Here is a 24,618-nt window from a genome sequence, read left to right as displayed (position 1 = left end):
TCCCGGGACCGCCGGGCGTGGCCGAGATCACGGTCGTGCCCGACCGGCCGGCGCCCGTACGGGTCGGCTGGCGGTTGCCGTGCGTGGACGTGACCGCGTTCTGGGCGGCCGACGGGGGCGAGCACCGACCCGATCGTGCGCACCGCGTCCGCGCGCGGCCCGCTCATCTCGAACCCGCCGTCGACGTACAGCGTCGCCGTCACCGGCTCGCCGCCGGCCGGCAGCGGCTCGGCCGGGTCGCCGCGGTGCAGGTACTCCTCCTCGAACAGCGCGCCGATGCGGCTCGGCGACAGCTCGCCGCCGCCGTCCTCGGCCGTGGCCTGGACGCGGGCCGCCAGGTCGGCCTGCAGGCCGCGGGGCAGGTGCAGGCCGTGCCAGGCGCTCATCACGTACGCGACGCCGCCCTTGCCGGACTGGCTGTTGATCCGCACGACCGCCTCGTACGTGCGGCCCACGTCGGCGGGGTCCACCGGCAGGTACGGCATCCGCCAGGGCAGGCCGGCGGCGGTGACGCCGTCCTCGGCGGCGCGGCGCTCGCGGTCCTCGAAGCCCTTGTTGATGGCGTCCTGGTGCGACCCGGAGAAGGCGGTGTAGACCAGGTCGCCGCCGTAGGGGTGGCGCGGGTGGACGGGGAGCTGGTTGCACAGCTCGACGGTGCGCCGGACGGCGTTGATGTCGGAGAAGTCGATGCCCGGGTCGATGCCGTGGGCGTACAGGTTCATGCCGAGCGTCACCAGGCAGACGTTGCCGGCCCGCTCGCCGTTGCCGAACAGGCAGCCCTCGATCCGCTCGGCGCCGGCCAGCAGCGCGAGCTCGGCGGAGGCGACGCCGGTGCCGCGGTCGTTGTGCGGGTGGACCGACAGGCACACGTGCTCGCGGCGCGACAGGTGCCGGCCGAGCCACTCGATCTGGTCGGCGAAGACGTTCGGCAGGGACCGCTCGACCGTCGTCGGGAAGTTGAGGATGATGCCGCGGCCGGCGGCGGGCTGCCAGACGTCCATGACGGCCTCGCAGACCTCCAGCGAGAAGTCCAGCTCGGTCTCGTTGAACAGCTCGGGGGAGTACTGGTAGCCGAGGTCGCAGTCGCGCAGGGTGCGCTCGGCGTGGTCCATCATCACCCGCGTCGCCCGGACCGCGAGCTCCTTGCAGCCGGCCCGGTCGAGGTCGAACACCACCTGGCGGAACTGCGGCGACGTCGCGTTGTAGATGTGGATCACGGCGCGGGGCGCGCCCCTGAGGCAGTCGAGGGTGGCCGTGATCAGCTCCTCGCGGGCCTGGGTGAGCACGGTGATCCGTACGTCGTCCGGGATGTGCTCCTGCTCGATGAGCAGGCGGACGAAGTCGTGGTCGTCCTGGCTGGCCACCGGGAAGCCGACCTCGATCTCCTTGTAGCCCATGGACACGAGGAGGTCGAACATCATGAGCTTGCGCTCGGGGCTCATCGGGCGGGCCAGGGACTGGTTGCCGTCGCGCAGGTCGGTGGACAGCCAGCGCGGCGCCGAGCTGATGCGCCTGCTCGGCCAGGTGCGGTCGGTGAGGTCTAGGGGGGTGAATCCGGTATAGCGTTCTGCACCCTGCATCGTCGGATTTCCTTTCCAGGAACACGGCTTCGCCAGGAGGATCGCAACGGGATGGTCGCGGTGCGTGGTCGCGGGTCTTCCGCTTTCGCCGGCCCCGGAGCTAGAGTGCAAATTCCGGAATACCACGGTGTGAATGTTCGGTACCGCTGGGGGAGAAGGGCCGGTCATAATCTCGTGTGATGGCCCTGAAGCTATAGGGGTGTCGGGGGCCCGGCAAGAAGGTGGACCAGGAGTTCAGGGGCGGATATCCAGGGGGAGTACGACCGGGTATCGAAAGGCGCATCCCGGCCTACACCTTTCGGATTACTCCCTTAACCCCGCCCGGTCCTGAGGTCACAATCCGGGCTATGGCCGCTCCCTGGACACCTCCGGCCCCCCGTCCCCTTCTCTTTCCCACCGGCGTTCGCGTGCTCCTGCTGTGCGTCGCCGAGGCCCGCCCCGGAGTGCTCGCCGTGTCGGCGCTGCGCTACCTGTCCGGGATGGCGCTCGTACTGCCCGCCGTTCCGGCTCCCGAACCTCTGAAGGTCGTGCAGGGCGCGACCGCGTGGGTCCTGTCGATCTTCGCCGTCTACCTGTTCAACGGCGTCACGGACGTGGCCGAGGACCGCATCAACGGGTCCGGCCGGCCCATCGCGCGGGGTGACCTCGATCCGCGGGTCGCGGCCGTGGTGGCCGCGGCGGCGGGCGCGCTGTCGCTGGCGGCGACGGCCGGCCTGCCGCACCCGATGGTGTGGATCATCGCGGCCAACCTCGTGCTGGGATTCCTGTACTCGGGGCCACCGCTGCCGCTGAAGGACAGCTGCGGCGGCACGGTCGCGGTCCTGTGCCTGTCGGGGCTGCTGTCGTACGCGGGGGGAGCAGTCGTGGCGGGCTCGGCCACCTATGAAGGCGTGGCGGGCTCGGCGACGGTTTCGGCTGTCGCGGTGGTGCAGCTGCCGCCGTCGCTGCTGGTCTTCGCCGCGGCGGCGACCTGCTGGATGGTGCTGGTGGGCGTGCCCGCCAAGGACCTGTCGGACATCCCGGGGGACACGGCGGCGGGCCGGCGGACGCTCGGGGTGCTGATCGGCGAGCGGAGGTCGCGGCAGGTGATGATCGCGGCGGCGCTGGTGGTCCTGGCCGCGTTCGGGCTCGCGGTGGTGCTCCTGGAGGTGCCCCTGGTGGCGGTGCTGGCGGTCATGGCGGCCGGGGTCGCGGCCGTCGCGGTGGCCGGAACGATGCCCGGAGCGGTGACCGGAAGGATGGCCGGAACACTTGCTCCCGGAAAGCGTACAGGTGGTGCCGGTCGTGGTGCCCGACGCCGCCCATACCGGGCATTCATGTTAACGCAGCATCTACTACACATTACCCCTCTTCTGACTAATATATGGCCATAAGTGTTGCATTAGTGTGCCCGCTGCGCGATGCTAGGCTCACTCGTGCACTCCCCATGGCGGAGGGTGGACCTTGGACGCGGCACACGGGGCGGCGGAGGATCCGGCGAGATTCGTCGAAGCTTGTCGCGAAGAAGTTCTCACGGAATTCGAAATCGCACTCCGGACCAGCGGAAACGCTCTCTTCGCCGATCCGGTCGCCAGGGGCCAGGCGGTCTCCACGGCCCGATACGTGCTCGACGACGTAGCGGCTACGCTACGCGCTGGAAAGATACAGATAAGTAGTCTTTCCAAATTCCACGCCTGGGAGGTCGGGAACGCGCGGGCGGCCAGCGGCACCCATCCGAAAACTTCGCTTGAGGCGGGCTCACTTTTCTTCGGGATAGCGCTTTCGCACCTCACCCGTCGTATCACCGCTGAATGCGTCTCGCCGGCCGAGGAATTCGTACTGGCCGCGACCGGTCTGGAGGCGAGCCTGTCGCGCCGCATCCGCGAGGCCGCCGACAGCTACCACGGGTTCCTGCTGAACCAGGTGCACGAGGCCCAGGAGGAGGAGCGCCGCCGCATCGCCCGTGAGCTGCACGACCGCATCGGCCACGGCACGAGCGTCGCCCACCAGCAGCTCGCCCTGTCGGAGGCGTACCGGGCGACCGACCCGGCCCGCGCCTCCGCCAAGATCGTGGTGGTGCAGCAGGCCATCCAGGAGACCATGGAGAACCTGCGCCAGATGACCTCCGAGCTGCACCCGCAGACCCCGGTGAAGAACCTGGAGAAGTCGCTGCTGGACTTCCTGGAGGCGGTCGGCGACGACTCCATCTCCATCGCGTTCGACGTCAACGGGGACGAGTCGTGGGTGGACCCGCACGTGCTCGACGAGGCGTTCCTCATCCTGCGCGAGACCGTGCGCAACTCGCTCACCCATGGCGACCCGACGATCATCCGGCTCAACGTGGACATCGCCCCGCACGAGCTCATCGCGTCGGCCCGCGACAACGGGCGGGGCTTCGACCCGGCGAACGCGCGCCGGCGCGGCGGCGTGGGACTCACCTCCATGCGCGAGCGCGCGGAGCTGCTCGGCGGTACGGTGACGGTCTCCAGTGAGCCCGGCGGCGGATGCCTCGTCGAGCTGTACATCCCACTCAGAGGACAGGCCGGTGGACCGGACGACGCCTAAGCCCATCTCCGTCGCCTTGGTGGACGATCACACGCTGTTCAGGGAGGGCCTGCGCGAGATCCTCGAATCCTTCGGCGGCATGGACGTCGTGGGCGAGGCCGGCGACTCCGGCGCGGCGGTCGCCCTGGTCGAGGAGACCGAGCCGGACGTCGTGCTGCTCGACGTGGAGATCCCCGGGGACGAGGTCACCGAGACCGTGGCGCGGATCCGGCGGCTGTCGCCGGAGACGCGGATCATCATCCTCAGCATGTACGACGGGCCGCAGCTCCTCACCCGGCTGCTCGCCGCCGGCATCCGGGGCTATCTGCACAAGAGCGTCCACCGGGACGAGCTGATCGCGGCCGTGCGCAGCGTGTACGACGACCAGTCCAGGCTGGTGCTCGCGGTGTCGCGGAGCAGCCTGGCCCACGTGGAGGCGCCGACCGCCGGGGTGCTGTCGGACAAGGAGCTGGAGGTGCTCCAGCTCGCCGCGCAGGCGCTGAGCAACAACCAGATCGCCCGCCGCCTGGGGCTGGCCGAAGCGACGGTGAAGCGGCACATGCGCAACATCTTCCTGAAGCTGAACGCGGTCTCGCGCATCGACGCGGTCAACAAGGCGCTCGCCGGGTCGCTCATCATGCCTCAGACCAGGGGCGACGGCGACTGATCCCCGTCGGAGGCGAAGACGCCGGTCAGCTTGTCGCGGACCTCGGACGGCAGCTCGACCGCGCAGGCGGCCAGGTTCATCTCCAGGTGGACCTGGCTGCGCGTGCTCGGCACCGGGACGGTGTATTCACCCTGCGCCAGCAGCCAGGCCAGCGCCAGCCGCCCGGCGCTCAGGTCGAGCCGCGCGGCCACGGCCTCCAGCGCCTGCAGACCGGTGCAGTGCCCGTCCCGTCCCGGCCCGAAGCGCGGGTCGCCGAGCCGCCAGTCGCCCGGCTGGAAGCCGGCGTCCACCCTGATCCGGCCGGTGAGGAAGCCCCGGCCCAGGGGGCGCGCCGCCACCAGCGCGATGCCCAGCTCGCGCACCGCGGCGAGCAGCGCGGGGTCGGCGTACCGGCCCCAGACGGAGTACTCGGCGCTCAGCGCGGTGACCGGGTGGACGGCGTGGGCCTCGCGGAGCTGCCGCAGCGTGCCGTTGGTCAGCCCGACATAGCGGATCTTCCCGGCGCGCACCAGCTCGGCCAGGCGGCCCATGCTCTCCTCGACCGGCACGCGGCCGTCGCGGCAGTGCAGGTAGTACAGGTCGATGTGGTCGACGCCGAGCCGTTGGAGTGAGGCGTCGCAGTCGCGCTCCAGCGCGTCGGAGCCGTCGTCGTAGCAGACCCGGCCGTCCGCCTCCATGGCGCGCACGCCGCCGCGCGTGCACAGCGTCACCTCGTGCCTCCGCCCGGCGACGGCCCGCCCGATGAGCCGCTCGGCCCGGCCCGCCGCGTAGAAGGCTGACGTGTCGACGAAGGTCACCCCCGCGTCGAGCGCCCTGCGGATCAGGCGGTCGGCCTCGGCCTCGTGCACCGGGCCGTAGGCCCCGGCGAGGGCCAGCGAGCCCAGCCCGATGGAAGAGATGACCGGCCCCGTCCGGCCCAGCCTCGTGTAACGCACCGAAATCCCTCCATGCGCCTTTCCCGATCACCGGCTCCGACCGGGGACCGGGAAATCGGGCAGCGAATGCGGTCTTGCGCGAGAGACCAGGCGCGGCTGTCGATTAGCGAGCTTCAGTGTTACCCAATGGTAGGGGAAGCTGAAGCAGAAGCAACGGCCCCACCCCCTATTAACCCCCTAATTGCCAGCATGACCCCATAAAGAGTTTTGTCGGCCTTTTGGGTTATCGGTGGATTAGCTACTGTGCGGATGTTCCGTGCTGACGGGCGTGAGGAGGTCGTGTGATCGAGAAGATCCTGCCCGCGACCGTCAAGGCATTCGACGCCTTCAACGATCCACCGGAGGCCGCCCTCTTTCCCGAGGAGGCCGAGCTGGTGCGGCGGGCCGCGGACAAGCGCCGCCGCGAGTTCACCACCGGCCGCCACTGCGCCCGCAAGGCCATGGAACGGCTCGGGCTGCGCCCCGTCCCCGTGCTCAGCGGCTCCCATGGCGAGCCGTGCTGGCCGCACGGCATCACCGGCAGCATCACCCACTGCGCCGGCTACCGGGCGGCGGCCGTCGGCGCGTACCCGGCGCTCATCGGCATCGACGCCGAGCCGGACGCCCCGTTGCCGCCCGGCGTTCTGGAGGCCGTCTCGGTGCCCAAGGAGCGTGACATGGTGCGCCGGCTGGGCGAGCGGCACCCGGGCACCGCCTGGGACCGCCTGCTGTTCAGCACCAAGGAGTCGGTCTACAAGGCATGGTTCCCGCTGGCCGGGCGGTGGCTGGACTTCCAGGACGCCGCCGTCACCGTGGACCCGCTGCGCGGCACGTTCACCGCGCACCTCATGGTGTCGGGGCCGCGCTGGCAGGGGGAGCGGCTGACCGGCTTCACCGGGCGCTGGACGGCCGGCCGCGGCCTTCTCCTCACCGCCATCGCCGTGGTGGGCGTCCCCCGGGCCGCCGCCGCGACGGGCTCGCGCCGGGTGGAGGCCCGGTCATGAGGTTCGGGGTGGTGCTCATCAGTGAGGGCGGCACGCGCGCCCGGTGGACGGCCACGTGCCGCCGCGCCGAGGCTCTCGGCTACGACGTCATCGCCGTGCCCGACCATCTCAACCTGATGGCGCCGTTCCCCACCGCCCTGCTCGCCGCCGAGGTCACCGAGCGGCCGGTCATCGGCACGTACGTGCTCAACGCCTCCTTCCACCGGCCGGCGCTGCTCGCCCGGGAGGCGGCCACCGTGGACCTGCTCATCGACGGCCGGCTGGAGCTGGGGCTCGGCACCGGGTACGTGCGGGAGGAGTTCGAGGCGGCCGGCCTGCCGTTCGGCGCGGGTCACCGCGTCCGGGCGCTGGAGCGGCTGGTCGGCGAGCTGGACGGGCTCCTGGGCGGCCGGACGCCGCCGCTCATGATCGGCGGCCATGGCGACCGCGTGCTGCGCCTGGCCGCGCGGCGGGCCGAGATCGTCAGCTTCACCGGCGCGCCGTTCCGCCCCGAGTACGGCAGGACGGCGCTCGTGGACGCGGCCGAGCTGACGCGCCGCGTCGTCTTCGCCCGGGAGGCGGCCGGGCCGCGCGCCGCCGATCTGGAGCTGAACGTGCTGTCCAAGGCCACGGTGCTGACCCGCGACCGCCGGGCGGGGGTGGAGAGCCTGCGGCGCTACGCCCCCGACCTGACCACCGAGCAGCTCCTGGAGGTGCCGACGCTGTTCGCCGGCACGCCGGAGGACATCGCCGAGCAGGTGCGCCGGCACGAGAAGACGTTCGGCTTCACCTACGTCACGGTGATGGAGCCGGCCATGGACGACTTCGGGAAGGTCATCGAACTCCTCCGCTGAGCAGCGGCACGCGCGGCTCGTACGGCGTCGCGGGCGGCCGCCCGCCGGGCACCCCGTACGAGGGGCCGTGCGCCAGGCCGTGCAGGCAGGCCGTCAGGCTGCGGGCCTCCACGTTGAGGTAGTAGCTGTGCCGCAGCAGCTCGTCGATCTGGTGCAGCGCGAGCCAGCGGAACCCCGGATGGCCCGGCAGCGGGTCCTCGTCCGTCTCGGCCACGACGTAGCGATTGCGCGCGTGGTAGAACCGGCCGCCCTCCTCCGACAGCACGGTGTCGAACCGGAGCCGGGCCCGCGACGAGCCCCGTACGGCGTCCAGCACGACGTCCACCAGCGGCGGACGGGCGGCGGCCGGCAGGTGGTCGTAGTTGCCCGGCGTGCACTGCACGGTCGGCGCCAGCTCGACCACGTCGGTGTAGCCCGGGTCCACGCGCGCCTGCACCAGGGCGTGGACCACGCCGCCGATCGTCCTGACCAGGAACGCCACCAGGCCCGTGCCCACCGGCGCGAGCATCGGCTGCGACCAGCCGGCCACCTCCCGGCCGCGCGCCTCCACCCGTACCCCGATGACGTCGAAGAACCGGCCCGTCTCGTGGGAGATGCGCCCGCCGGAGCGGCGCCAGCCGCGCACCCGGTCCAGCGGGACGAGCGCGGCGCGGACGTCGGCCGTGGAGCGCAGCCCGCTGAGCCAGCTCAGGATCTCGCCCAGCTCGTGGCGGGCCCCGCGCGAGGCGTCGCGGGAGCGCGCCACCGCGCCGGCGAAGCCCGCCGGTCCGGCGCCCTCCGCCACCCGCTGGGGCGGCAGGCAGGACAGCACGGTCCTGGCGTCCATGTTGACCCGGTCCGGCACCCCCAGCAGCCCGTACACCCGCGCCAGCGGCAGCCAGCGGAACCCCTCGGCCGCCTCCACGTGCCCCGGGACCTCCACGACCATGTTGCGGTTGCGCTTGCGGTAGAACCACGCGCCCTGCTCCGACTGGCGCGTGTCGGCGAGCACCCGGCCGCGCGGCTCCCGGAAGAGGTCCAGGTACGGCACCGCCCGCCCCTGGTGCACCCGCGTGTAGTTGCTCCGCGTGGCCTGCACCGTCGGCGACACCTGCGGCCCGTCGGGGTTGCCCGGCTCGTTCTTGGCCTGCATCAATGCGTACGGCACCCCGTCCACTCGCTTGAGCAGGATGCCCAGGATGCCCGTCTCGGGCTGGTTGATGATGGGCTGCGTCCAGGCCGGCACCGGACCCGCGGGGCGGTGGACGTCGAGCCCCTCGACGGTGAAGAAGCCGCCGCTGTCGTGCCGCAGATTGCCCGTCGCCGGGTCCGCGTGCCAGGCGGGCAGCTCCTCCAGCGGCAGCCGCGCCACGTCCATGGAGGTCTGCCCGGCGACCTCCTGGAGCCAGTCGTGAACGTCGATGATGGCAGGCTCCTCACCACGGCGGTCCCGTCACGGCGGGCCGTTCCAACCGTCCGTGGCCGAAGCTGTCATGCCCCGCGGCGCCGCTCAACCCCTGCCCGCCCCGCCCCCCACCCCAGGCGCGGGCACGGCCCCGGAGCCCCGGCAGGATAGGGGTTCTTCGGTGGGCGGCCCCTTCGTAGCCTTCTAGGGTGGACGCCATGACCGATCATCGGGACGTGCGAGCCAGTGACCAGGACCGCGAACGGGTGGCGGAGACGCTCCGCGTCGCGGTCGGCGAGGGACGGATCACGCTGGAGGAGCTGAACGAGCGCATCGACCGGACCTACCGGGCGCGCACGCTCGGGGAGCTCGACGAGGTCGTGGCCGACCTGCCGCGGGACGGCTCGCTGCCCGCGGTCGTCACCGCCGCCCCGCCGCCGCAGGGCTTACCCGGGCCCGCCGAGCTCCAGCTCCACACGGGCAGCGGCAAGGTCGCGCAGGTGGGCCGCTGGGCGGTGCCCCGGCACATCAGCGCGAAGGCGGGCCGATGGGGCACGGTGCGGATCGACTTCACCCTCGCGGAGTGCCCGCACCCGGAGGTCCATCTCGACGTGGAGATCACCTCGTGGTTCGGCGACATCGTCGTCGCGGTCCCGCGTGGCTGGCAGGTCCGTGACGAGCAGGTCGTCCGGCGATGGATGGGCGCCGTCCACAACCGCCCCCCGGCGCCCCTCGCGCCGGACGGCGTCACCGTACGGCTCACGGGCTACGTGCAGACGGGAGACGTCTGGGTGAGGTACCGCCGGCCGGCCACGTGACGGCCGTCCGCAACCTGAGGAGGAACGCATGGCGTGCCGGATCTGTTCGGGCCGTCTCCACCAGTTCGCCGACTTCGGCAGCCAGCCGGTCTCGGACGCCTTCGTCGCCCCCGGAGACCCGCGGGAGGAGTACGTGTTCCGGCTGGCCGTGGGCGTCTGCGAGGACTGCTCCATGGTGCAGCTCCTGGAGGAGGTGCCCCGGGAGCGCATGTTCCACGACGGATACCCCTACCTGTCCTCCGGCTCCGCCGTGATGCGCGAGCACTTCTGGAGCCTCGCCGAGCGGTTCCTCGCCACCGACCTGGCCGGCGACGACCCCTTCATCGTCGAGCTGGGCTGCAATGACGGCACCATGCTCCAGCGCGTGGCCGAGGCCGGGGTGCGGCACCTCGGCGTGGAGCCGTCCGGCGGGGTCGCCGACCTGGCCGCGGCCAAGGGCGTGCGGGTGCGCAAGGACTTCTTCGAGGCCGCCACGGCCGCCGCCGTGCTGGCCGAGGACGGGCCGGCCGATGTGATCTACGCGGCCAACACCCTGTGCCACATCCCGTACATGGACTCGATCCTCGGCGGCGTCGCCACGCTGCTGCGGCCGGACGGCGTGTTCGTCTTCGAGGACCCCTACCTCGGCGACATCGTCGAGCGCGCCTCCTACGACCAGATCTACGACGAGCACTTCTACTTCTTCTCCGCCCGCTCGGTGAGCGGCATGGCGCGGCGGCACGGCTTCGAGCTGGTCGACGTGGAGCGGCTGCCGGTCCACGGCGGCGAGGTCCGCTACACGCTGGCCCGGCGGGGGGCACGGACGCCGAGCCCGGCCGTGGCCGAGCTGCTCGCGGCCGAGGACGCCGCCGGGGTCAGCGACCTCGCCACACTGACGGCCTTCGCCGCCCGCGTGGCCGACAGCCGCGACCGGCTCGTGGCGCTGCTCACCCGCCTGCGCGACGAGGGCGCCCGCGTGTACGGCTACGGCGCCACGGCGAAGAGCGCGACCGTGCTCAACTACTGCGGCATCGGCCCGGACCTCGTGTCGTTCGTGTCCGACACCACCCCGGCCAAGCAGGGCAGGCTCACGCCGGGCTCGCACATCCCCGTGCGCGGCCCCGAGGCGTTCGCCGACCCCTATCCCGACTACGCGCTGCTGTTCGCGTGGAACCACGCCGAGGAGATCATGGCCAAGGAGGAGGGGTTCCGCGAGGCGGGCGGCACGTGGATCCTCTACGTGCCCGAGGTCCGGCTGGTCCGCGGCTGATGAGCGCCCTGACGAGCAACGGCATGAGGCACCGGCGGCTCGCGGTGGAGGGGGCGGTCGAGTTCGTCCCCGAGGTCTTCCACGACGAGCGGGGCGACTTCGCCTCGCCGTACCAGGAGCACGTCTTCGCGGGCGCCGTCGGGCGCCCGCTCTTCCCCGTGGCGCAGGTCAGCCGGAACGTGTCGCGGCGCGGCGTCGTGCGCGGCGTCCACTACACGCTGGTGCCGCCCGGCACCGCCAAGTACGTCTACTGCGCGGCGGGCCGGGTCCTCGACATGGTGGTGGACCTGCGCGTGGGCTCGCCCACGTTCGCCCGGTGGGAGGCGGTCGAGCTGGCCGCCGACACCGCCCGCGCGGTGTACGTCCCGCCGGGGGTCGGCCACGCGTTCGCCGCGCTGGAGGACGGCTCGGTGGTCAGCTACCTGCTGTCCAGGGAGTACCGCAAGGAGCACGAGCTGACGCTGTCGGTCTTCGACGAGGAGATCGGGCTGCGGCTGCCGTCCGGGCTGGGGCCGCTGGTGCTGTCCGAGCGCGACCGGCGGGCGCCCACCCTCGGTGAGGCGGCGGCGCGGGGACTGCTCCCCGAGTACACCCGCTGACCGGAGCGGGCGCCCGCCCGCGGTGACCTGCGGAAAACCACAGGTATGTCCGGGTGTGCGCATCATTCCGGCCGGGGGCGGCCGGACCTACCGTTCATCGCCATGATGGGAAAGTTGTTCGACGTCCCGCGACGGGTGCGGGCCGGGCTGGCCGCCGTGCTCGCGTTGGCCGCGGTGGCCATGCTGACCGCCATGACGGGCAGCACGACGCAGCCGTCGCCGGCCTCGGCGCCGCCCGGCGAGTTCAGCGCCGCGCGGGCCCTGGCCCACCTGGAGAGGTTCGCCGCCGAGCCGCGCCCGCTCGGCGGCCCGGCGAGCGGCAGGGCCAGGAGCTACCTGGCCGGGCAGTTGCGCGCGGCGGGGCTCAAGGTCGAGATCCAACGCGCCGTCGGGGCGCGATCGGCGGCCGGGCTGGCGACGTTCGGCCAGGTGCGCAACATCGTGGCCACCCTGCCCGGCCAGGACCCCACGGGGACCGTGCTGGTGGCGGCCCACTACGACTCCGCCGCCATGGGGCCCGGCGCCTCCGACGACGGCGCGGCGGTCGCCGCGATGCTGGAGACCGTCCGCGCGCTGGGCGCGGGCGGACGCCTCCGCAACGACCTGGTGCTGCTGATGTCGGACGGCGAGGAGGACGGCGTGCTCGGCGCCGAGGCGTTCGTCCGGGAGCATCCCCTCGGCCGCAAGGGCGGAGTCCTGCTCAACTGGGAGGCCCGCGGGGTCGGCGGCCCCTCGCTGATGTTCGAGACCTCCAGGGACAACGCCCGGCTGGTCGAGACGTTCGTCGACGCCGCTCCGCGGCCGCGGGGCGACTCGTCGATGGTCGAGCTGTACCGGCTGCTGCCGAACAACACCGACTTCACCCCGCTGACCAAGGCCGGGTTCACCGGCATGAACTTCGCCTACATCGAGGGCTCCTCGCACTACCACACCGCCGGCGACTCCATCGAGAACCTCGACCGGGGCAGCCTGCAGCACCACGGCTCGAACATGCTGGCGCTGGCCCACGCGCTGGGCGCCGCCGACCTGCCCACGCTGGCCTCCGACCACGACGTCACGTACTTCCGGCTGCTGGGGACGATGATCACGTACCCGGACATGCTCGTCCAGCCACTGGCGGTGCTCGGCGTGCTCGCGGTGGCGGCCCTGGCACTGGTGGCGCGCCGCAGGCGGCTGATCAGCCTGCCGCGACTGCTCGGCGCCGCGGCGTCGGCCGCCGCGCCGCCGATCCTGTCGGTGCTCGCGGCGCAGGCGCTGTGGGAGCTGCTGGTGACCTGGCGTCCGGCGTACGACGGGATGGGCGGGCTGCTGCACCGGCCGGAGGCGTTCGAGGCGGCCGTCGCGGTGCTGTCGGGCCTGGCGTTGCTGGGCTGGTACCTGCCGCTGCGGCGCAGGCTGGGACCCGCCGCGTCGGCCGTCGGGGCGCTGGCGTGGCCGGCCGGGCTCGGCCTGCTGTGCGCCCAGGTGGCGCCCGGGGCCTCCTACGTCTTCACGCTGCCCGCGCTGCTCTGCGCGCTCGGCGGGCTGGCGGCCCTCCTGCTCCCCGGGCCTGCCTGGACGCGGGTCGCCGCGGTGACCCTGGGGATGGTGACGGCCGCGGCGCTGCTGCCCGCTCTGGCCGGGAACGCCTTCGACGGGATGGGGCTCGCGCTCGGCGGGGCGGGCGCCCTGGCGCTGGCGCTGTTCGGGATGACGGCGTTGCCGGTCGTGGAGCTGTTCCTGCCCGACCTCGCCCGCGGGCTGCCGCGCGGAGCTGCCGTGGCCGTGCCTCTGACCGCCGCCGGGCTGGCCGTGGCGCTGGTGGGCTGCGGGCTGGCGGCGGACGGGTTCGACGCCGACCATCCGCGCCGCACGCACCTGGCGTACGTCATGGACGCCGGCACAGGGACTGCCCGATGGGTCAGCGCCGATGAGGAGCCCGCGGACTGGACCAGACGGTACGTGTCCGGGCGCGACGTCACGGCGCTGCCGCCGGGCTATGCCCGGGGCACCCTGTGGACCGGGGCCGCGCCCGCGATCAGGGCGGACGGCCCTCGCGTGTCCGTGCTGGGCCGCGACGGGGACACGGTCAGGCTGCGTGTGACCGGCGGGCGCGGGGCGCGCTCCGTGACGCTGCGGGTCGATCGGCCGATCACCGAGGCCACGGCGTCCGTCGGCGGGGCCGGCTCGGCGGCCGTCCCCGTCACGGGCACACGAGCCGGCACCTGGCCCGCCGAGGTCCGCTTCCGTGGGATCCCCGCGACGGGGGCGCGGATCACGCTCCGGGTGCCGGGTGGTGGCCGGATCCGGCTCACCGCGATCGGCGAGACCGACGGGCTGTCCACGGTGCCCGGCTTCGTCCCCAGGCCGCCGGGGCTGGTGGCGGCCACGCGCGAGGACGGCGACCTCGTCGCCGTCACGCGGACGTACACCCTCTGATCACACGCCCTCCGATCACGACCAGCGCCGGAGGACCTCGCGCAGGGCGTCGATGACCTTGTCCTGGACGCCCCGGGGCAGCGACGGGTACATCGGCAGCGAGAAGATCTGCCCGGCCAGCTCCTCCGTCACCGGCAGGCTGCCCGGCCCGTAGCCGAGGTGGGCGAAGCCCGACATGGTGTGCACCGGCCACGGATAGCTGATGTTGAGGTGGATGTCGTACGCCCGCAGCGCCTCGATGATCTCGTCGCGGCGCGGGTGGCGGACCACGTACACGTAGTAGACGTGCTCGTTGCCCGGCGCGGTGACCGGCAGCACCAGGCCGGTGTCCGCCAGGCCCTCCTCGTAGCGGGCCGCCACCGCCCGCCGGTCCTCGACGTAGCGGCCGAGGCGGCGCAGCTTGCGGCGCAGGATCTCCGCCTGCACCTCGTCCAGCCGCGCGTTGTGGCCGGGCGTCTCCACGACGTAGTACGTCCGCTCCATGCCGTAGTAGCGCAGCCGCCGCAGCGCCGCGTCCACCGCCTCGTCGGAGGTGATCGTCGCCCCGCCGTCGCCGTACGCGCCCAGCACCTTCGTCGGATAGAAGGAGAAGGCCGCCGCTCGGCCCATCGAGCCGGCGTGCCGCCCGCGGTGCAGCGCCCCGTGCGCCTGCGCGCAGTCTTCCAGCACCGCCAGGCCGCGCTCCTCGGCCAGCTGGAGGAGCGGGTCCATGTCCACGCACTGCCCGTACAGGTGGACCGGCAGCAGGCAGCGCGTGCGCGGCGTGACGGCCGCCTCCACCCGCGACACGTCCATCAGGTACGTCCCGGCGTCGACGTCCACGAAGACCGGCGTCGCGCCGACGGCGTCGATGGCCACCACGGTCGGCGCGGCGGTGTTGGAGACCGTCACCACCTCGTCGCCGGGCCCCACGCCGAGCGCCTGCAACCCCAGCTTGACGGCGTTGGTGCCGTTGTCCACGCCCACGCAGTGGCGCGCGCCGTGGCTGGCGGCGAACTCCTCCTCGAAGCGGCGCACGCTCTCACCGAGGACGAGCTGCCCCGAGCGGAACACGGTCTCGACCGCGTCCATGATGTCGTCCCGTTCGGATGCGTATTCCGGCAGATAATCCCAGACGCGGGTGGGCATCGGCGGTCCTCCTCCAAGGGTCGGCCCAGGATAAACACCCTTCTCCAGACCGGTGGAACCCCTAGAAAAGGGGGCCGGTTGAGGGGGCGTCTAGGGGTGACGCGGCTCGCCGGCGGTCCTTTAGCTTTGCGGTGGAGAAATCCTCACGCGCACCAAGCCGAGAGAATTCACATGACGCGGCATTATCTCTTCATGTGTCAGCCCGATCACGGCCATGTCATTCCCAGTCTCGCCGTGGTCGCAGAATTGGTTCGCAGAGGGCACAGGGTCACGTACCTCACGGGGGGCGGCATGGCGCCGCTGGTGGAGGAGACGGGCGCCGGCCTGCTCTGCTACGACTCGATCTACGCGGGGGCCGACCTGCGGGCGCTGGAGAGCGACCCGCTGGCCCTCGTCTCGCTCTTCCTCGACGAGAGCCGGGCGATGCTCGACGCGGCCGACCGGCTGCTCACCGACCGCCCGGACCTGGTGGTCTACGACCTGACGGTGCTGCACGCCGGACGCCTCCTGGCCAGGAAGCTCGGGATCCCGGCGACGCAGCTCATCCCGATCTTCGCCTCCAACGAGCACTACTCCTTCCTCGGCTCCGTCTACGCCGGCGAGCGCTCCGGCCCGGACCTGCCCGGATGGGTGGACGGCATGCTGGCCAGGACCCGGGCCCTGGCCTCCGACCACGGCGTCGAGGCCGACCCGGCCGAGCTGTGGTGGGACGTCCAGGACTCCAACCTGGTCAGCCTGCCGCGCTCGTTCCAGCCCGCCGGGGACACCTTCGACGAGCGGTTCGCGTTCGTCGGGCCCTGCCTGGGCGAGCGCGGCTTCCTCGCCGAGTGGGAGCCGCCGGACGACGGGCTGCCGGTCGCGCTGCTGACCTTCGGCACCGTCGCCGCCGGCCGGCCGGAGCTGTTCCGGACCTGCGTGCGGGCCTTCGCCGAGCTGCCCTGGCGCGGCGTGGTGACCCTGCCTCCGGGCATGGACCCCGGCTACCTCGGGCCGCTGCCGCCCACCATCGAGGTCCGGCGCTGGGTCTCGCACGTGAGCGTGCTCCGGCACGCCACCGTCGCGGTCACCCACGGCGGCCTGGGCACCGCCATGGAGGCCCTGCACTGGGGCTGCCCCATGGTCGTCGTCCCCGCCACCCCCATCGACCGGGTGGCCGCGCGCCGCGTCGAGGAGCTGGGCCTCGGCCGGGCCCTCGACCCGGACACGCTCACCCCCGAGGGGCTCGTCGCGGCGGTCCTCGCGGTCGCGGGCGACGAGCGCGTACGGCACGGCGCGCAGGCCATGCGGCGCGACATCGAGCGGGCCGGCGGCACCGGGCGAGCCGCCGACCTGCTCGAAGGCCGTCTGGCGGAGGTGATGGCCTGATGGGGTCTCCGTCGTTCGAATTCCGGGTGCTCGGGCCGCTCACGGTGCTGAAGGACGGCGCCGAGCTGCCCATGAGCGCCAACCGGGAGCTGGCCATCCTGGCCAGCCTGCTGCTGAACGCCAACCGCGTGATGAGCGTCGAGCGCCTGATCGAGGCCGTCTGGGCCGGCTCGGCGCCGCGCAGCGCCTGGCGGCAGGTCGCCATCTGCGTGTCCCGGCTGCGCCGGGCCCTCGGCGCGGGCCTGATCGAGACCTCCAGCCCCGGCTACCTGCTGCGGGCCGCCCCGGACAGCATCGACTGGGTCAGGTTCAAGGCGCTGGTGGCGCAGGCGCGCGGCCACGCCGCCGCCGGGCTGCGCGAGCAGGCCGTCCAGGTGCTGCGCGAGGCGCTCGCCCTGTGGCAGGGCACCCCGTTCGAGGACATCAGGGGGCTGCGCTACGACGTGGCCCGGATGGCCGAGTCGCGGCTGGAGGCGCTGGAGACGTGCCTGGAGCTGGAGATCGAGCTCGGGCGTCACCACCAGGTGATCCCCGAGCTGCTGGCCCTGGTCGCCGAGTCCCCGTTCCGTGAGCGGGTGCGCGCCCAGCTCATGCTGGCGCAGTACCGCGCCGGTCGCCGCGCCGAGGCGCTGCGCACGTACCAGGAGACGCGCCGCTACCTGCTGGAGCAGATCGGCCTGGAGCCCGGCCCGGCGCTGCGGCGGCTGCACGAGCAGATCCTGCGGGACGAGTCCGCGCTGATGCGGGCGCCCGCCCAGCGGCCGGCGCCGGGGCACGTCGTGCCGTGCCAGCTCCCGCCGCAGGTGCTGCCGTTCGTGGGACGCGAGGAGGAGCTGGACGCGCTCAACACCGCCCTGCGGCCCGATCCGGGCGTGGCGGTGGCGGGCGTGATGGTGCTGAGCGGGCCGGCCGGGGTGGGCAAGAGCACGCTGGCGCTGCGCTGGGCGCACAGCCGGATCGACTGGTTCCCCGACGGGCAGCTCCACGCCGACATGGCCGAGGTGGGCGCGGAGGGTGACGGGCACGGCGGTGGCCTGGACGCGGTGCTCGACCGCTTCCTGCGGGCGCTCGGCGTGGCGGGGGCCGACCTCCCGGCCGGGCGCGCGGAGAAGCTCGCGCTCTACCGCAGCTGCACGGCGCGGCGGCGGCTGCTCGTGGTGCTGGACGACGTCCGCGACGGCGACCAGGCGCGGGCGCTGCTGCCCGGGGGCGCCAACTGCCGGGTGGTCATCACCAGCACGGACCCGCTGGACGACCTGGTGGCCCGGCAGGGGGCGCACCGGGAGTTCCTGCGGCCGCTGCCGGAGGACGAGGCGCGGGAGCTGGCCGACCTGCTGGTGGACACGGCGGTGGGGGCGCAGGCGGTGTCGGAGCTGGTGGCCACGTCCTGCGGGAGCCCCTTGTCGCTGCGGCTGGGCGCCGCCCGCCTCCAGTCCCGCCGTCCGGCGCGCAGCGGCTTCGGCTGACGGTCCATCGGGCCGGTCCCCGGCGGCGCGCCACGGTCTCGTGACCGCGGCGCGCCTTCGCCGTACGGTTTCGGGGCGGTCCGGGGGTGCATGCCAGGATGGTGGCTCAGGGGGTGCGGGCCAGGATGGTGGCGAGGGCGGTGGCCAGGGTGTCGGGGGAGGCCGGGCCGCCGGGGCAGCGCCAGCCGACGTGCCCGTCGGGCCGCACCAGGACCGCGCCGCCGGCCTCCAGGCCGTACTCCTTGGCCCACGTCGGCGAGGTGAACGGGCCGGACGCTCGACCTTCGGCCGGGCCGGACGCCTGACCTTCGGCGGCGGGGACCGGGACGGGGCCGGTGGAGGCGTCCGTGGTGGTGACCTCCACCGCCGTGACCGGCACGCCCGCCCGCGAGGACGCCTCCGACGCGGCGGCCGGCCAGCCGGCGTCCGCCGTGGCCAGCAGCGTGAAGCACGGCCCCAGCAGATCGAGCGTCGAGACGGGGCCGTACGGGCTCGACAGCCAGACGTGCGGAGCGCGGTGGCCCGGCCGGGCCGTGGGGACGTACGTGCGGTAGGGGTCCTCGGGCGCCGGGGCGGGCGTCCCGTCCGGGACCACGGCCGCCGAGTCGTAGTGGAAGCCCAGCACCAGCCCCTCCGAGCTGCGCCGCCCGGCCTGCTGCTCGATGGCCTCCCGCATCGACAGCCGCCCCTCCATCATCTGGAAGGTGATGAACGCGTTGTGCAGGCTCTCGTCCACCGTGCGGGCGCCGACGGGACGGCGTTCGGGCGCGTAGGTGTCGAGCAGGCCCGGGCCGGCGGCGCCGCGCAGGACGGCGGCGAGCTTCCAGGCGAGGTTGTGGGCATCCTGGATGCCGCAGTTCATCCCGAAACCGCCCTGCGGGGTGGCCACGTGCGCGGCGTCACCCGCGAGGAACACCCGCCCCGAGCGGAACGAGGCCGCCACCTTGGCCTGCTGGAGCCAGGGCAGCACGCCCAGGATGGAGACCGGCAGGTCGGGCACGCCGACGGCGGCGCGCACGGCGGCCAGGCAGACGTCCTCGGTGAAGTCGTCCGGGCTGCCGCCCTCCTCGGGCTCGTAGCCGGTCTGCACCATCCAGCGCCGCCGGTGGTCGACGGCCTCCACCGCGCACGGCGGGTCGGTGAGGAAGGACAGCGCGGCCCGCCGCTCCGGAGGCAGGAAGCCCAGGTCGGCCTCGAACATGATGCTGATCATGTGGCCGAGCGGCGGCGGCCCCTCGGTGGCGATGCCCAGCTCCTCGCGGATCCCGCTGCGGCTGCCGTCCGCCGCCACCAGGTACGAGCAGCGCACGAGCGTCTCGCCGGACGCCTCCGACACGACCGCCTCGACGCCGTCCGGCGTCGCGCGGAAGCCCGTCATGGCGGCGCCGTACCTGACCTCGGTGCCGGGCCGCGACTCGGCCAGCCGGCGCAGGATGACCTCCAGCAGGTCCTGCGAGCACAGGAACATGTAGGTGGGGCTCTGCGGGGCGTCGCGGCGCAGCGCGGCGGCGGACCTGACGAAGTCGTCCGCCGTCAGGGAGCTGCCGACGCCCACCGCGAGGAACTCCTCGCGCGGCATGCCGGCCCGCTCCACCTCCTCCTGGATGCCCCAGGCGCGGAAGATCTCCATCGTCCTGGTGGTGACGAGGCGGGCCTTCGGAAAAATTGACGTGCCCTCATGTTTTTCGACGAGCAGCGTCGATATTCCGTGCCGGGACAGCTCGATGGCCGTGGAGAGGCCGACCGGGCCGCCCCCGACAATCAACACTTCCACGTCCATCATTTTCATGGTTGTCAGCGTCATTCATCGCCATTGTTCTGGTCAATGCGCGGATAACCGGGTGATACAGGCGTGATGTCAGCGCTTAGTAGCTTACTGACTGAAGATCCGGATAAGCCGATCCGCGATTGTCTCAATTCCTGGAGACGGATGATGCTTTTCGCACAGGGCTCCGTGGCCGTGGTGACGGGCGGCTCACGCGGCATCGGCCGGGCCGTCGCGCTGGACCTGGCCCGTGAGGGCGCCCACGTCGTGGTCAACTACTCCCGCTCCGAGAGCGACGCCAAGGAGGTCGTCGCCCGGATCGAGGAGGAGGGCGGCAGCGCCACCGCCGTGCAGGCCGACGTGACGGACGAGGAGTCCGTACGGCGGCTCTTCCGCGGCGTGCGCACCGACCACGGCCGACTCGACGTCCTCGTGACGAGCGCCGGCATCACCCTGGACCGCTACCTCCTCACGATGAGCCTCGACCAGTTCCGAGCCCCCGTGGACACCAACCTCATCGGCACTTTCCTCGCCTGCCGCGAGGCGCTCAAGCTCATGCAGCACCAGCGCCGCGGGGCGATCGTGACCCTGTCGTCCTCCAGCGGGCTCGACGGGGGCTTCCCCGGCCAGACCAACTACGTGGCCTCCAAGGGCGCGATCATCGCCTTCACCCACGCGCTGTCCAACGAGGCCGCGCCGCACGGCGTGCGGGCCAACGTCGTCGCACCCGGGTTCGTCGAGACCGACATGACCCGCAAGGTGCCCTCCGGCATCAAGAAGCAGTACGAGTCGCGGATCATGCTCGGCCGGATGGGCCGGCCCGAGGAGATCGCGTCGATCGTGAGCTTCCTCGCCTCCGACAAGGCGTCGTACATGTCCGGCTCCGTGGTGGTCGCCCACGGCGGCGGCCTCGGCTGAGCCGTCCCCCCTTCCCCCCGGTTCAAGGAGGACCAGATGACGATCGACGAGCTGCGCGCGCGGGCCGCGGAGCGGCAGCAGACCTGCAGCCAGATCAAGAAGATGATCGTGTCGCGGCTGGACCTGGAGATCGACCCCGACTGGATCACCGACGACCAGCCCCTGTTCGGCCGTGGCCTGGAGCTCGACAGCCTCGACGTGCTGGAGCTGTACGTGGCCATCGAGGCGGAGTTCGGCGTCGCCCTGTACGACAGCGAGATGGCCGTCTTCGGCTCGGTGTCGCGGCTGGCCGAAGAGGTCAACCCCGCGCTGCGGGCGTCGGCATGACGGTCGCCGAGGCACCGCCCGCGGGGGAGACCGTCAGCGGGCTGACCCACGACCAGGTGCGCGCCGTCCTGCCGCACCGCTGGCCGATGCTGCTGCTCGACCGGGTCGGCAAGGTCGAGCCCGGCGTCAAGGGCACGGCCGTCAAGAACGTCGCCGGCACCGAGCTGTGGTTCCAGGGCCACTTCCCGGGCGAGGCCGTGCTCCCCGGCATCGTGATCACCGAGGCGCTGGCCCAGCTCGCGGGAGTGGTGTTCGCCCTGGCCGGGGCCAGCGAGATCAGCTACCTGGCGGGGGTCAGGTCGATGCGGTTCCGGCGCCCCGTCGTCCCCGGCGACCAGCTCATGCTGACGGCCGAGCGGACGGGCGGCGGCGCCGGCTTCGCCGAGTACCGGGTCTCGGCCCGGGTGGACGGCCAGGTCGCCGCCGAAGGAAACCTGACGATCGCCGACCCGGCCCGTCAACGTCCCGTGCGAAAGGTGTGAACATGTCAAGCGTCCTCGCGTCCGCGCATCCGCAGGAGACCGTCTACGGCGAGGTGGGCGACACCACCGTCGCGCTGCGCTTCTCCTCCCTGGCGGAGGAGTACAAGGTGCTCAGGGAGCGCGCCGCGGTCCTCGACCTGGGCGGCCACGGCCTCATCGAGATCACCGGTCCCGACGCGGTCGCCTTCGCCCAGCGCCTGCTGGCCCGCGACGTCGAGTACCTGACGTCCGACCGCTGCATGATGTCCCTCCTCCTCGACGCCGAGGGCGGGGTCGTGGACCAGGTCCTCGCCTTCGGCCGGGAGGACGGCATCCTGCTGGAGAGCTCCTGCGGCGCCGGCGCGCGCCTGCTGGAGCACCTCAGGGCGAACAACGACGAGGGTGTCGAGATCACCGACCGCTCCGGTGACCTGACCGTCCTCGGGCTGGAGGGCCCGTACGCCTGGGGCGTCGTCGGCCGGCTCATCGACGCCGAGCTGGCGTCGCTGCCGTTCGAGTCGGTCGTGGACACCACCTGGAACGGCGCCGACATCGTCTTCGCCAGGACCGGCTTCACCGGCGAGTACGGCTACCAGATGATCGTGCCCATCGAGCACGCCACCGACCTGTGGGGCCAGGCGCTGGAGCACGCCCAGGCCGCCGGGCAGGAGGCGCTGGAGCTGGCCATGCTGGAGGTGCGCCAGCCCATCCCGCGCCACGAGGTCACCGAGGGCGCCACCGTCATCGAGATCGGCGCCAACTGGCTGGTCGACGTCACCAAGGACGAGTTCCTCGGCCGTGACGCGGTGCTGGAGGCGTTCGAGTCGGGCGGCGGGCGGCGCACCGTCGGCTTCACCGGCGGCGAGGGCGTGCCCGCGGCCGGCACCCGCGTCTGGGTGAACGGGCAGGACATCGGCGAGGTCGTCCACGCCGTCCACAGCGTCGGCCTCGGCACCACGCTCGGCCTCGCCCGGGTGGACCAGGACCTGGCCGCCGCCGGGCTGGAGCTGACCGTCGGCGGCACCGAGGTCACCACGCTGACCAGCCCGTACATCGTGCCCAAGAGCTGGAGCATCCCGATCATCTGATCGGCAGGTGCGCTGAGAAGGGAACAAGCATGGCGCTGCGGCCCGTCGTCGTCACCGGCCTGGGCATCATCTGCGCGGCCGGCCGCGACCCAGCCGAGTTCTGGCAGCGGCTCACCACAGGTCAGGGCGGACTCACGCCGGTCGAGGACGAGGCGTTCGCCGTGTTCACGGCCCGGCACGCGGGCCAGGTGCCCGACGAGTGGATCGCCGGTCAGCTCCCCGACTCCGACGCCGCCCTCGACCGGACGGCCCGGCTCGCGCTCGTCGCGGCCCGCCAGGCGGTCGAGATGGCCGGCCTGACGGCCTCCGAGGCGGGGGACGAGCGGTTCGGCATCATCCTCGGCAAGTGCCAGGCCACCCCCGACGCGGCCGGCCGGTACCAGCCGATGCACCGCACCCAGGACGTGGTCGCCGAGCGGCTCGGCCTGCGCGGGCCGCGCGTCCTCGTGTCCACCGCCTGCGCGGCCGGCGGCAACGCCGTCGGGCTGGCCAAGGACAAGATCCTCACCGGCGAGGCCGACGCCGTCCTCGCGGGCGGCGTGGACCCCCTGCTGTTCGGCACGTACGCGGGCTTCGCCGGGCTCCAGGCCCTCAGCACCGGCCCGTGCCGGCCCTACAGCCACTCCGACGGCCTGAACCTCGGTGAGGGAGCCGCGTTCCTGCTGCTGGAGCCGCTGGACCTGGCGCTCGCCCGGGGCGCGGTGCCGCTCGCCGAGGTCGCCGGCTACGGCCTGTCGGCCGACGCCTACCACGCGACCGCGCCCGACCCCACCGGCCGCGGCGGCGCCAGCGCCGTGCGGCGGGCCCTGGCCGACGCCGGGCTCACGCCGGACGACGTCCACTACGTCAGCGGGCACGGCACCGGCACCCCGGCCAACGACGCCATGGAGGCCAAGGTCATGCGCCTGGTCTTCGGCGAGCGGGCCGGTCAGGTGCCGACCAGCAGCATCAAGTCGTTCGTCGGGCACACGCTCGGCGCGGCGGGCGCGGTCGAGGCGGTGGCGAGCGTGCTCGCGCTGCGGCACGCGGTGGCCCCGCCGACGATCGGCTTCGACGAGGACGGCCAGGGCCGGGCCGGCGACCTCGACTTCGTGCCGAACGTGGCCAGGCCGATGCCGATCGGCACCGTCGTGTCCAACAACTACGCGTTCGGCGGCAACAACGTCTCCCTCGTGCTGACCCGGCCCGGCGAGCCGCGCCCGTACGAGGAGCTGCCGCGCCGGGAGGCCGTGATCACCGGGCTCGGGCCCGTCACCGGAGCCGGCACGGGCGTCGCCGAGGTGACCGAGGCCATCCTGGCCGGCCGCCAGGGCGCCGGGCGGGCCCCGTCGCTGGAGGGCCGGACGTTCGCGCCGCGCTCGCTGTGGCGGCACATGAACCACCTGTCCCGCCTGGCCATCGCCGCCTCCCGGCTGGCCTGGGAGGACGCCGGGCTCAAGCTGCCGCGCAAGGAGCTCGACGACGTCGGCCTGATCTTCGCCACCGGCGCCGGCTCGGCCGAGAGCACCGGGGGCTTCGACGAGAGCATCGCGGTCAACCCCAACAAGCCGGCCGTGCTCAGCTTCTCCAACGTCGTGCTCAACGCCACCGGCGGCGCGGTCTGCCAGACCCTGGGACTGCGCGGGCCGACCACCACGATCTGCAACGGCGGCGCCTCGGCCTCGATCGCGCTGGACTGCGCGCTGGAGCTCATCCGGTCGGGCAAGGCCGAGGTGGTGCTCGTGGTGGCGGCCGACGAGAGCCCCGGCGCGGGCCTGCCGGGTCTCGACGGGGACGGCCCGGTGCCGTCGCCGTACGACGCGGGCTCCGGCGGGGCGGTGCGGGGGTCGGCGGCGGTGGCGTTCGTCGTCGAGTCGGCCGAGCACTGCGCCGCCCGGGGCGGCACGCCGTACGCGAAGGTGCTGGGGACCGGGCACGTGAGCGGCGGCGACGCCGGCTCGGTGGCCCGCAGCATCGCCCAGCTCACCGGCGCGTCCGGCGCGTCCGGCGTGGCCGCGGGCACGGACGGCGGCCCGGGTGCCGGGCTGGTGGTCGGCGCCGCGAACGGGACGGCGGACGACGGCGCGGAGGCCGCGGCGGTGCTGGCGCTGTTCCGCACCCGCCTCATCCCC

At 73.1% G+C, this 24,618-nt stretch carries 21 protein-coding genes; 16 read left to right on the top strand and 5 right to left on the bottom strand.

The annotated features are described in order from the left end of the window. The coding region (locus tag MTP10_RS41035; RefSeq protein ID WP_310717311.1) for a 2-isopropylmalate synthase at positions 1-1,580 on the bottom strand (1,580 nt) is incomplete at its 3' end. 347 nt (positions 1,581-1,927) lie between these two features. On the opposite strand from MTP10_RS41035, the gene MTP10_RS41030 reads away from it, so the two are divergent. The 3 genes from MTP10_RS41030 to MTP10_RS41020 all read left to right on the top strand — a co-directional run bounded on the left by MTP10_RS41030 (position 1,928) and on the right by MTP10_RS41020 (position 4,770). Next, entirely contained in the window at positions 1,928-2,953 is a 1,026-nt protein-coding gene (locus MTP10_RS41030) for a UbiA family prenyltransferase (RefSeq protein ID WP_310717310.1), read from the top strand. Between the two features lie 529 nt (positions 2,954-3,482). After that, positions 3,483-4,124, top strand: coding sequence for a histidine kinase (locus tag MTP10_RS41025; protein WP_310717309.1), 642 nt, complete (start codon positions 3,483-3,485; stop codon positions 4,122-4,124). A 19-nt stretch (positions 4,125-4,143) separates the two neighbouring features. Beyond that, complete coding sequence (locus MTP10_RS41020) at positions 4,144-4,770, top strand: response regulator transcription factor (RefSeq protein WP_310717308.1); 627 nt, start codon at positions 4,144-4,146, stop codon at positions 4,768-4,770. Here MTP10_RS41020 and MTP10_RS41015 read toward each other — a convergent pair. Next, positions 4,746-5,705: an aldo/keto reductase gene (locus MTP10_RS41015; protein WP_310717307.1), complete on the bottom strand. Its 960-nt coding sequence runs from the start codon at positions 5,703-5,705 to the stop codon at positions 4,746-4,748. The genes MTP10_RS41020 and MTP10_RS41015 overlap by 25 nt on opposite strands. Before the next feature lie 281 nt (positions 5,706-5,986). Here MTP10_RS41015 and MTP10_RS41010 point away from each other — a divergent pair, with 281 nt between their 5' ends. Both MTP10_RS41010 and MTP10_RS41005 read left to right on the top strand, forming a co-directional pair. Further along, positions 5,987-6,688, top strand: coding sequence for a 4'-phosphopantetheinyl transferase superfamily protein (locus MTP10_RS41010; protein ID WP_310717306.1), 702 nt, complete (start codon positions 5,987-5,989; stop codon positions 6,686-6,688). Beyond that, positions 6,685-7,521, top strand: coding sequence for a TIGR03621 family F420-dependent LLM class oxidoreductase (locus MTP10_RS41005; protein WP_310717305.1), 837 nt, complete (start codon positions 6,685-6,687; stop codon positions 7,519-7,521). Before MTP10_RS41010 ends, MTP10_RS41005 begins: the two co-directional genes overlap by 4 nt. Here the strand turns inward: MTP10_RS41005 and MTP10_RS41000 are convergent. Further along, positions 7,502-8,923 (bottom strand): NDP-hexose 2,3-dehydratase family protein, encoded by a 1,422-nt coding sequence (locus tag MTP10_RS41000; RefSeq protein WP_310717312.1) that lies wholly within the window; start codon positions 8,921-8,923, stop codon positions 7,502-7,504. The two genes, MTP10_RS41005 and MTP10_RS41000, sit on opposite strands and share 20 nt — an antisense overlap. A 200-nt stretch (positions 8,924-9,123) precedes the next feature. Here MTP10_RS41000 and MTP10_RS40995 point away from each other — a divergent pair, with 200 nt between their 5' ends. From MTP10_RS40995 to MTP10_RS40980, 4 genes are all read left to right on the top strand, one after another. After that, positions 9,124-9,723, top strand: a complete 600-nt coding sequence (locus MTP10_RS40995) for a DUF1707 domain-containing protein (protein WP_310717304.1) — start codon at positions 9,124-9,126, stop codon at positions 9,721-9,723. 28 nt (positions 9,724-9,751) lie between these two features. Continuing rightward, on the top strand, positions 9,752-10,972 hold the full coding sequence (locus MTP10_RS40990) for a class I SAM-dependent methyltransferase (protein WP_310717303.1): 1,221 nt from the start codon (positions 9,752-9,754) through the stop codon (positions 10,970-10,972). Beyond that, the gene (locus MTP10_RS40985) at positions 10,972-11,571 is read left to right on the top strand and encodes a dTDP-4-dehydrorhamnose 3,5-epimerase family protein (RefSeq protein WP_310717302.1); all 600 of its coding nucleotides are present in this window, start codon (positions 10,972-10,974) and stop codon (positions 11,569-11,571) included. Before MTP10_RS40990 ends, MTP10_RS40985 begins: the two co-directional genes overlap by 1 nt. A 102-nt stretch (positions 11,572-11,673) precedes the next feature. Then, the gene (locus MTP10_RS40980) at positions 11,674-13,989 is read left to right on the top strand and encodes a M28 family peptidase (protein WP_310717301.1); all 2,316 of its coding nucleotides are present in this window, start codon (positions 11,674-11,676) and stop codon (positions 13,987-13,989) included. A 15-nt stretch (positions 13,990-14,004) separates the two neighbouring features. Here the strand turns inward: MTP10_RS40980 and MTP10_RS40975 are convergent, their stop codons facing one another. Then, the gene (locus MTP10_RS40975; protein ID WP_310717300.1) at positions 14,005-15,117 is read right to left on the bottom strand and encodes a DegT/DnrJ/EryC1/StrS family aminotransferase; all 1,113 of its coding nucleotides are present in this window, start codon (positions 15,115-15,117) and stop codon (positions 14,005-14,007) included. Positions 15,118-15,288: 171 nt separating this feature from the next. On the opposite strand from MTP10_RS40975, the gene MTP10_RS40970 reads away from it, so the two are divergent. Both MTP10_RS40970 and MTP10_RS40965 read left to right on the top strand, forming a co-directional pair. Beyond that, positions 15,289-16,482 (top strand): macrolide family glycosyltransferase, encoded by a 1,194-nt coding sequence (locus MTP10_RS40970; RefSeq protein WP_310717299.1) that lies wholly within the window; start codon positions 15,289-15,291, stop codon positions 16,480-16,482. After that, positions 16,482-17,948 (top strand): BTAD domain-containing putative transcriptional regulator, encoded by a 1,467-nt coding sequence (locus MTP10_RS40965; protein WP_310717298.1) that lies wholly within the window; start codon positions 16,482-16,484, stop codon positions 17,946-17,948. The genes MTP10_RS40970 and MTP10_RS40965 overlap by 1 nt, the downstream gene beginning before the upstream one ends. Positions 17,949-18,054: 106 nt before the next feature. Here the strand turns inward: MTP10_RS40965 and MTP10_RS40960 are convergent, their stop codons facing one another. Then, the gene (locus MTP10_RS40960) at positions 18,055-19,722 is read right to left on the bottom strand and encodes an FAD-dependent oxidoreductase (RefSeq protein ID WP_310717297.1); all 1,668 of its coding nucleotides are present in this window, start codon (positions 19,720-19,722) and stop codon (positions 18,055-18,057) included. A 156-nt stretch (positions 19,723-19,878) separates the two neighbouring features. Between MTP10_RS40960 and MTP10_RS40955 the strand changes: the two genes are divergently transcribed. From MTP10_RS40955 to MTP10_RS40935, 5 genes are all read left to right on the top strand, one after another. Continuing rightward, positions 19,879-20,631, top strand: coding sequence for a 3-oxoacyl-ACP reductase family protein (locus MTP10_RS40955; RefSeq protein ID WP_310717296.1), 753 nt, complete (start codon positions 19,879-19,881; stop codon positions 20,629-20,631). 36 nt (positions 20,632-20,667) lie between these two features. Beyond that, positions 20,668-20,958: an acyl carrier protein gene (locus MTP10_RS40950; RefSeq protein ID WP_175601782.1), complete on the top strand. Its 291-nt coding sequence runs from the start codon at positions 20,668-20,670 to the stop codon at positions 20,956-20,958. Beyond that, positions 20,955-21,440, top strand: coding sequence for a 3-hydroxyacyl-ACP dehydratase FabZ (gene fabZ / locus MTP10_RS40945; RefSeq protein WP_310717295.1), 486 nt, complete (start codon positions 20,955-20,957; stop codon positions 21,438-21,440). Before MTP10_RS40950 ends, fabZ begins: the two co-directional genes overlap by 4 nt. Before the next feature lie 2 nt (positions 21,441-21,442). Then, a complete protein-coding gene (locus MTP10_RS40940) occupies positions 21,443-22,507 on the top strand; it encodes a glycine cleavage T C-terminal barrel domain-containing protein (RefSeq protein ID WP_310717294.1) in 1,065 nt (354 codons plus the stop codon). Positions 22,508-22,536: 29 nt separating this feature from the next. Further along, positions 22,537-24,618, top strand: a 2,082-nt coding sequence (locus MTP10_RS40935; protein WP_310717293.1) for a beta-ketoacyl-[acyl-carrier-protein] synthase family protein, incomplete at its 3' end; no start/stop codon positions are given.

This window comes from Nonomuraea sp. 3-1Str, assembly GCF_031570565.1.
In the GTDB taxonomy this organism is placed as follows: Bacteria; Actinomycetota; Actinomycetes; order Streptosporangiales; family Streptosporangiaceae; genus Nonomuraea.
This window is presented reverse-complemented; position numbering and strand designations above follow the sequence as displayed.

Bases quoted from the DNA above. Each gene is read 5' to 3' on its own strand.
- MTP10_RS41030 (WP_310717310.1), top strand. From the start codon at position 1,928: ATGGCCGCTCCCTGGACACCTCCGGCCCCCCGTCCCCTTCTCTTTCCC.
- MTP10_RS41005 (WP_310717305.1), top strand. From the start codon at position 6,685: ATGAGGTTCGGGGTGGTGCTCATCAGTGAGGGCGGCACGCGCGCCCGG.
- MTP10_RS40995 (WP_310717304.1), top strand. From the start codon at position 9,124: ATGACCGATCATCGGGACGTGCGAGCCAGTGACCAGGACCGCGAACGG.
- MTP10_RS40990 (WP_310717303.1), top strand. From the start codon at position 9,752: ATGGCGTGCCGGATCTGTTCGGGCCGTCTCCACCAGTTCGCCGACTTC.
- MTP10_RS40985 (WP_310717302.1), top strand. From the start codon at position 10,972: ATGAGCGCCCTGACGAGCAACGGCATGAGGCACCGGCGGCTCGCGGTG.
- MTP10_RS40980 (WP_310717301.1), top strand. From the start codon at position 11,674: ATGATGGGAAAGTTGTTCGACGTCCCGCGACGGGTGCGGGCCGGGCTG.
- MTP10_RS40975 (WP_310717300.1), bottom strand. From the start codon at position 15,117: ATGCCCACCCGCGTCTGGGATTATCTGCCGGAATACGCATCCGAACGG.
- MTP10_RS40970 (WP_310717299.1), top strand. From the start codon at position 15,289: ATGACGCGGCATTATCTCTTCATGTGTCAGCCCGATCACGGCCATGTC.
- MTP10_RS40965 (WP_310717298.1), top strand. From the start codon at position 16,482: ATGGGGTCTCCGTCGTTCGAATTCCGGGTGCTCGGGCCGCTCACGGTG.
- MTP10_RS40955 (WP_310717296.1), top strand. From the start codon at position 19,879: ATGATGCTTTTCGCACAGGGCTCCGTGGCCGTGGTGACGGGCGGCTCA.
- MTP10_RS40950 (WP_175601782.1), top strand. From the start codon at position 20,668: ATGACGATCGACGAGCTGCGCGCGCGGGCCGCGGAGCGGCAGCAGACC.
- fabZ (WP_310717295.1), top strand. From the start codon at position 20,955: ATGACGGTCGCCGAGGCACCGCCCGCGGGGGAGACCGTCAGCGGGCTG.
- MTP10_RS40940 (WP_310717294.1), top strand. From the start codon at position 21,443: ATGTCAAGCGTCCTCGCGTCCGCGCATCCGCAGGAGACCGTCTACGGC.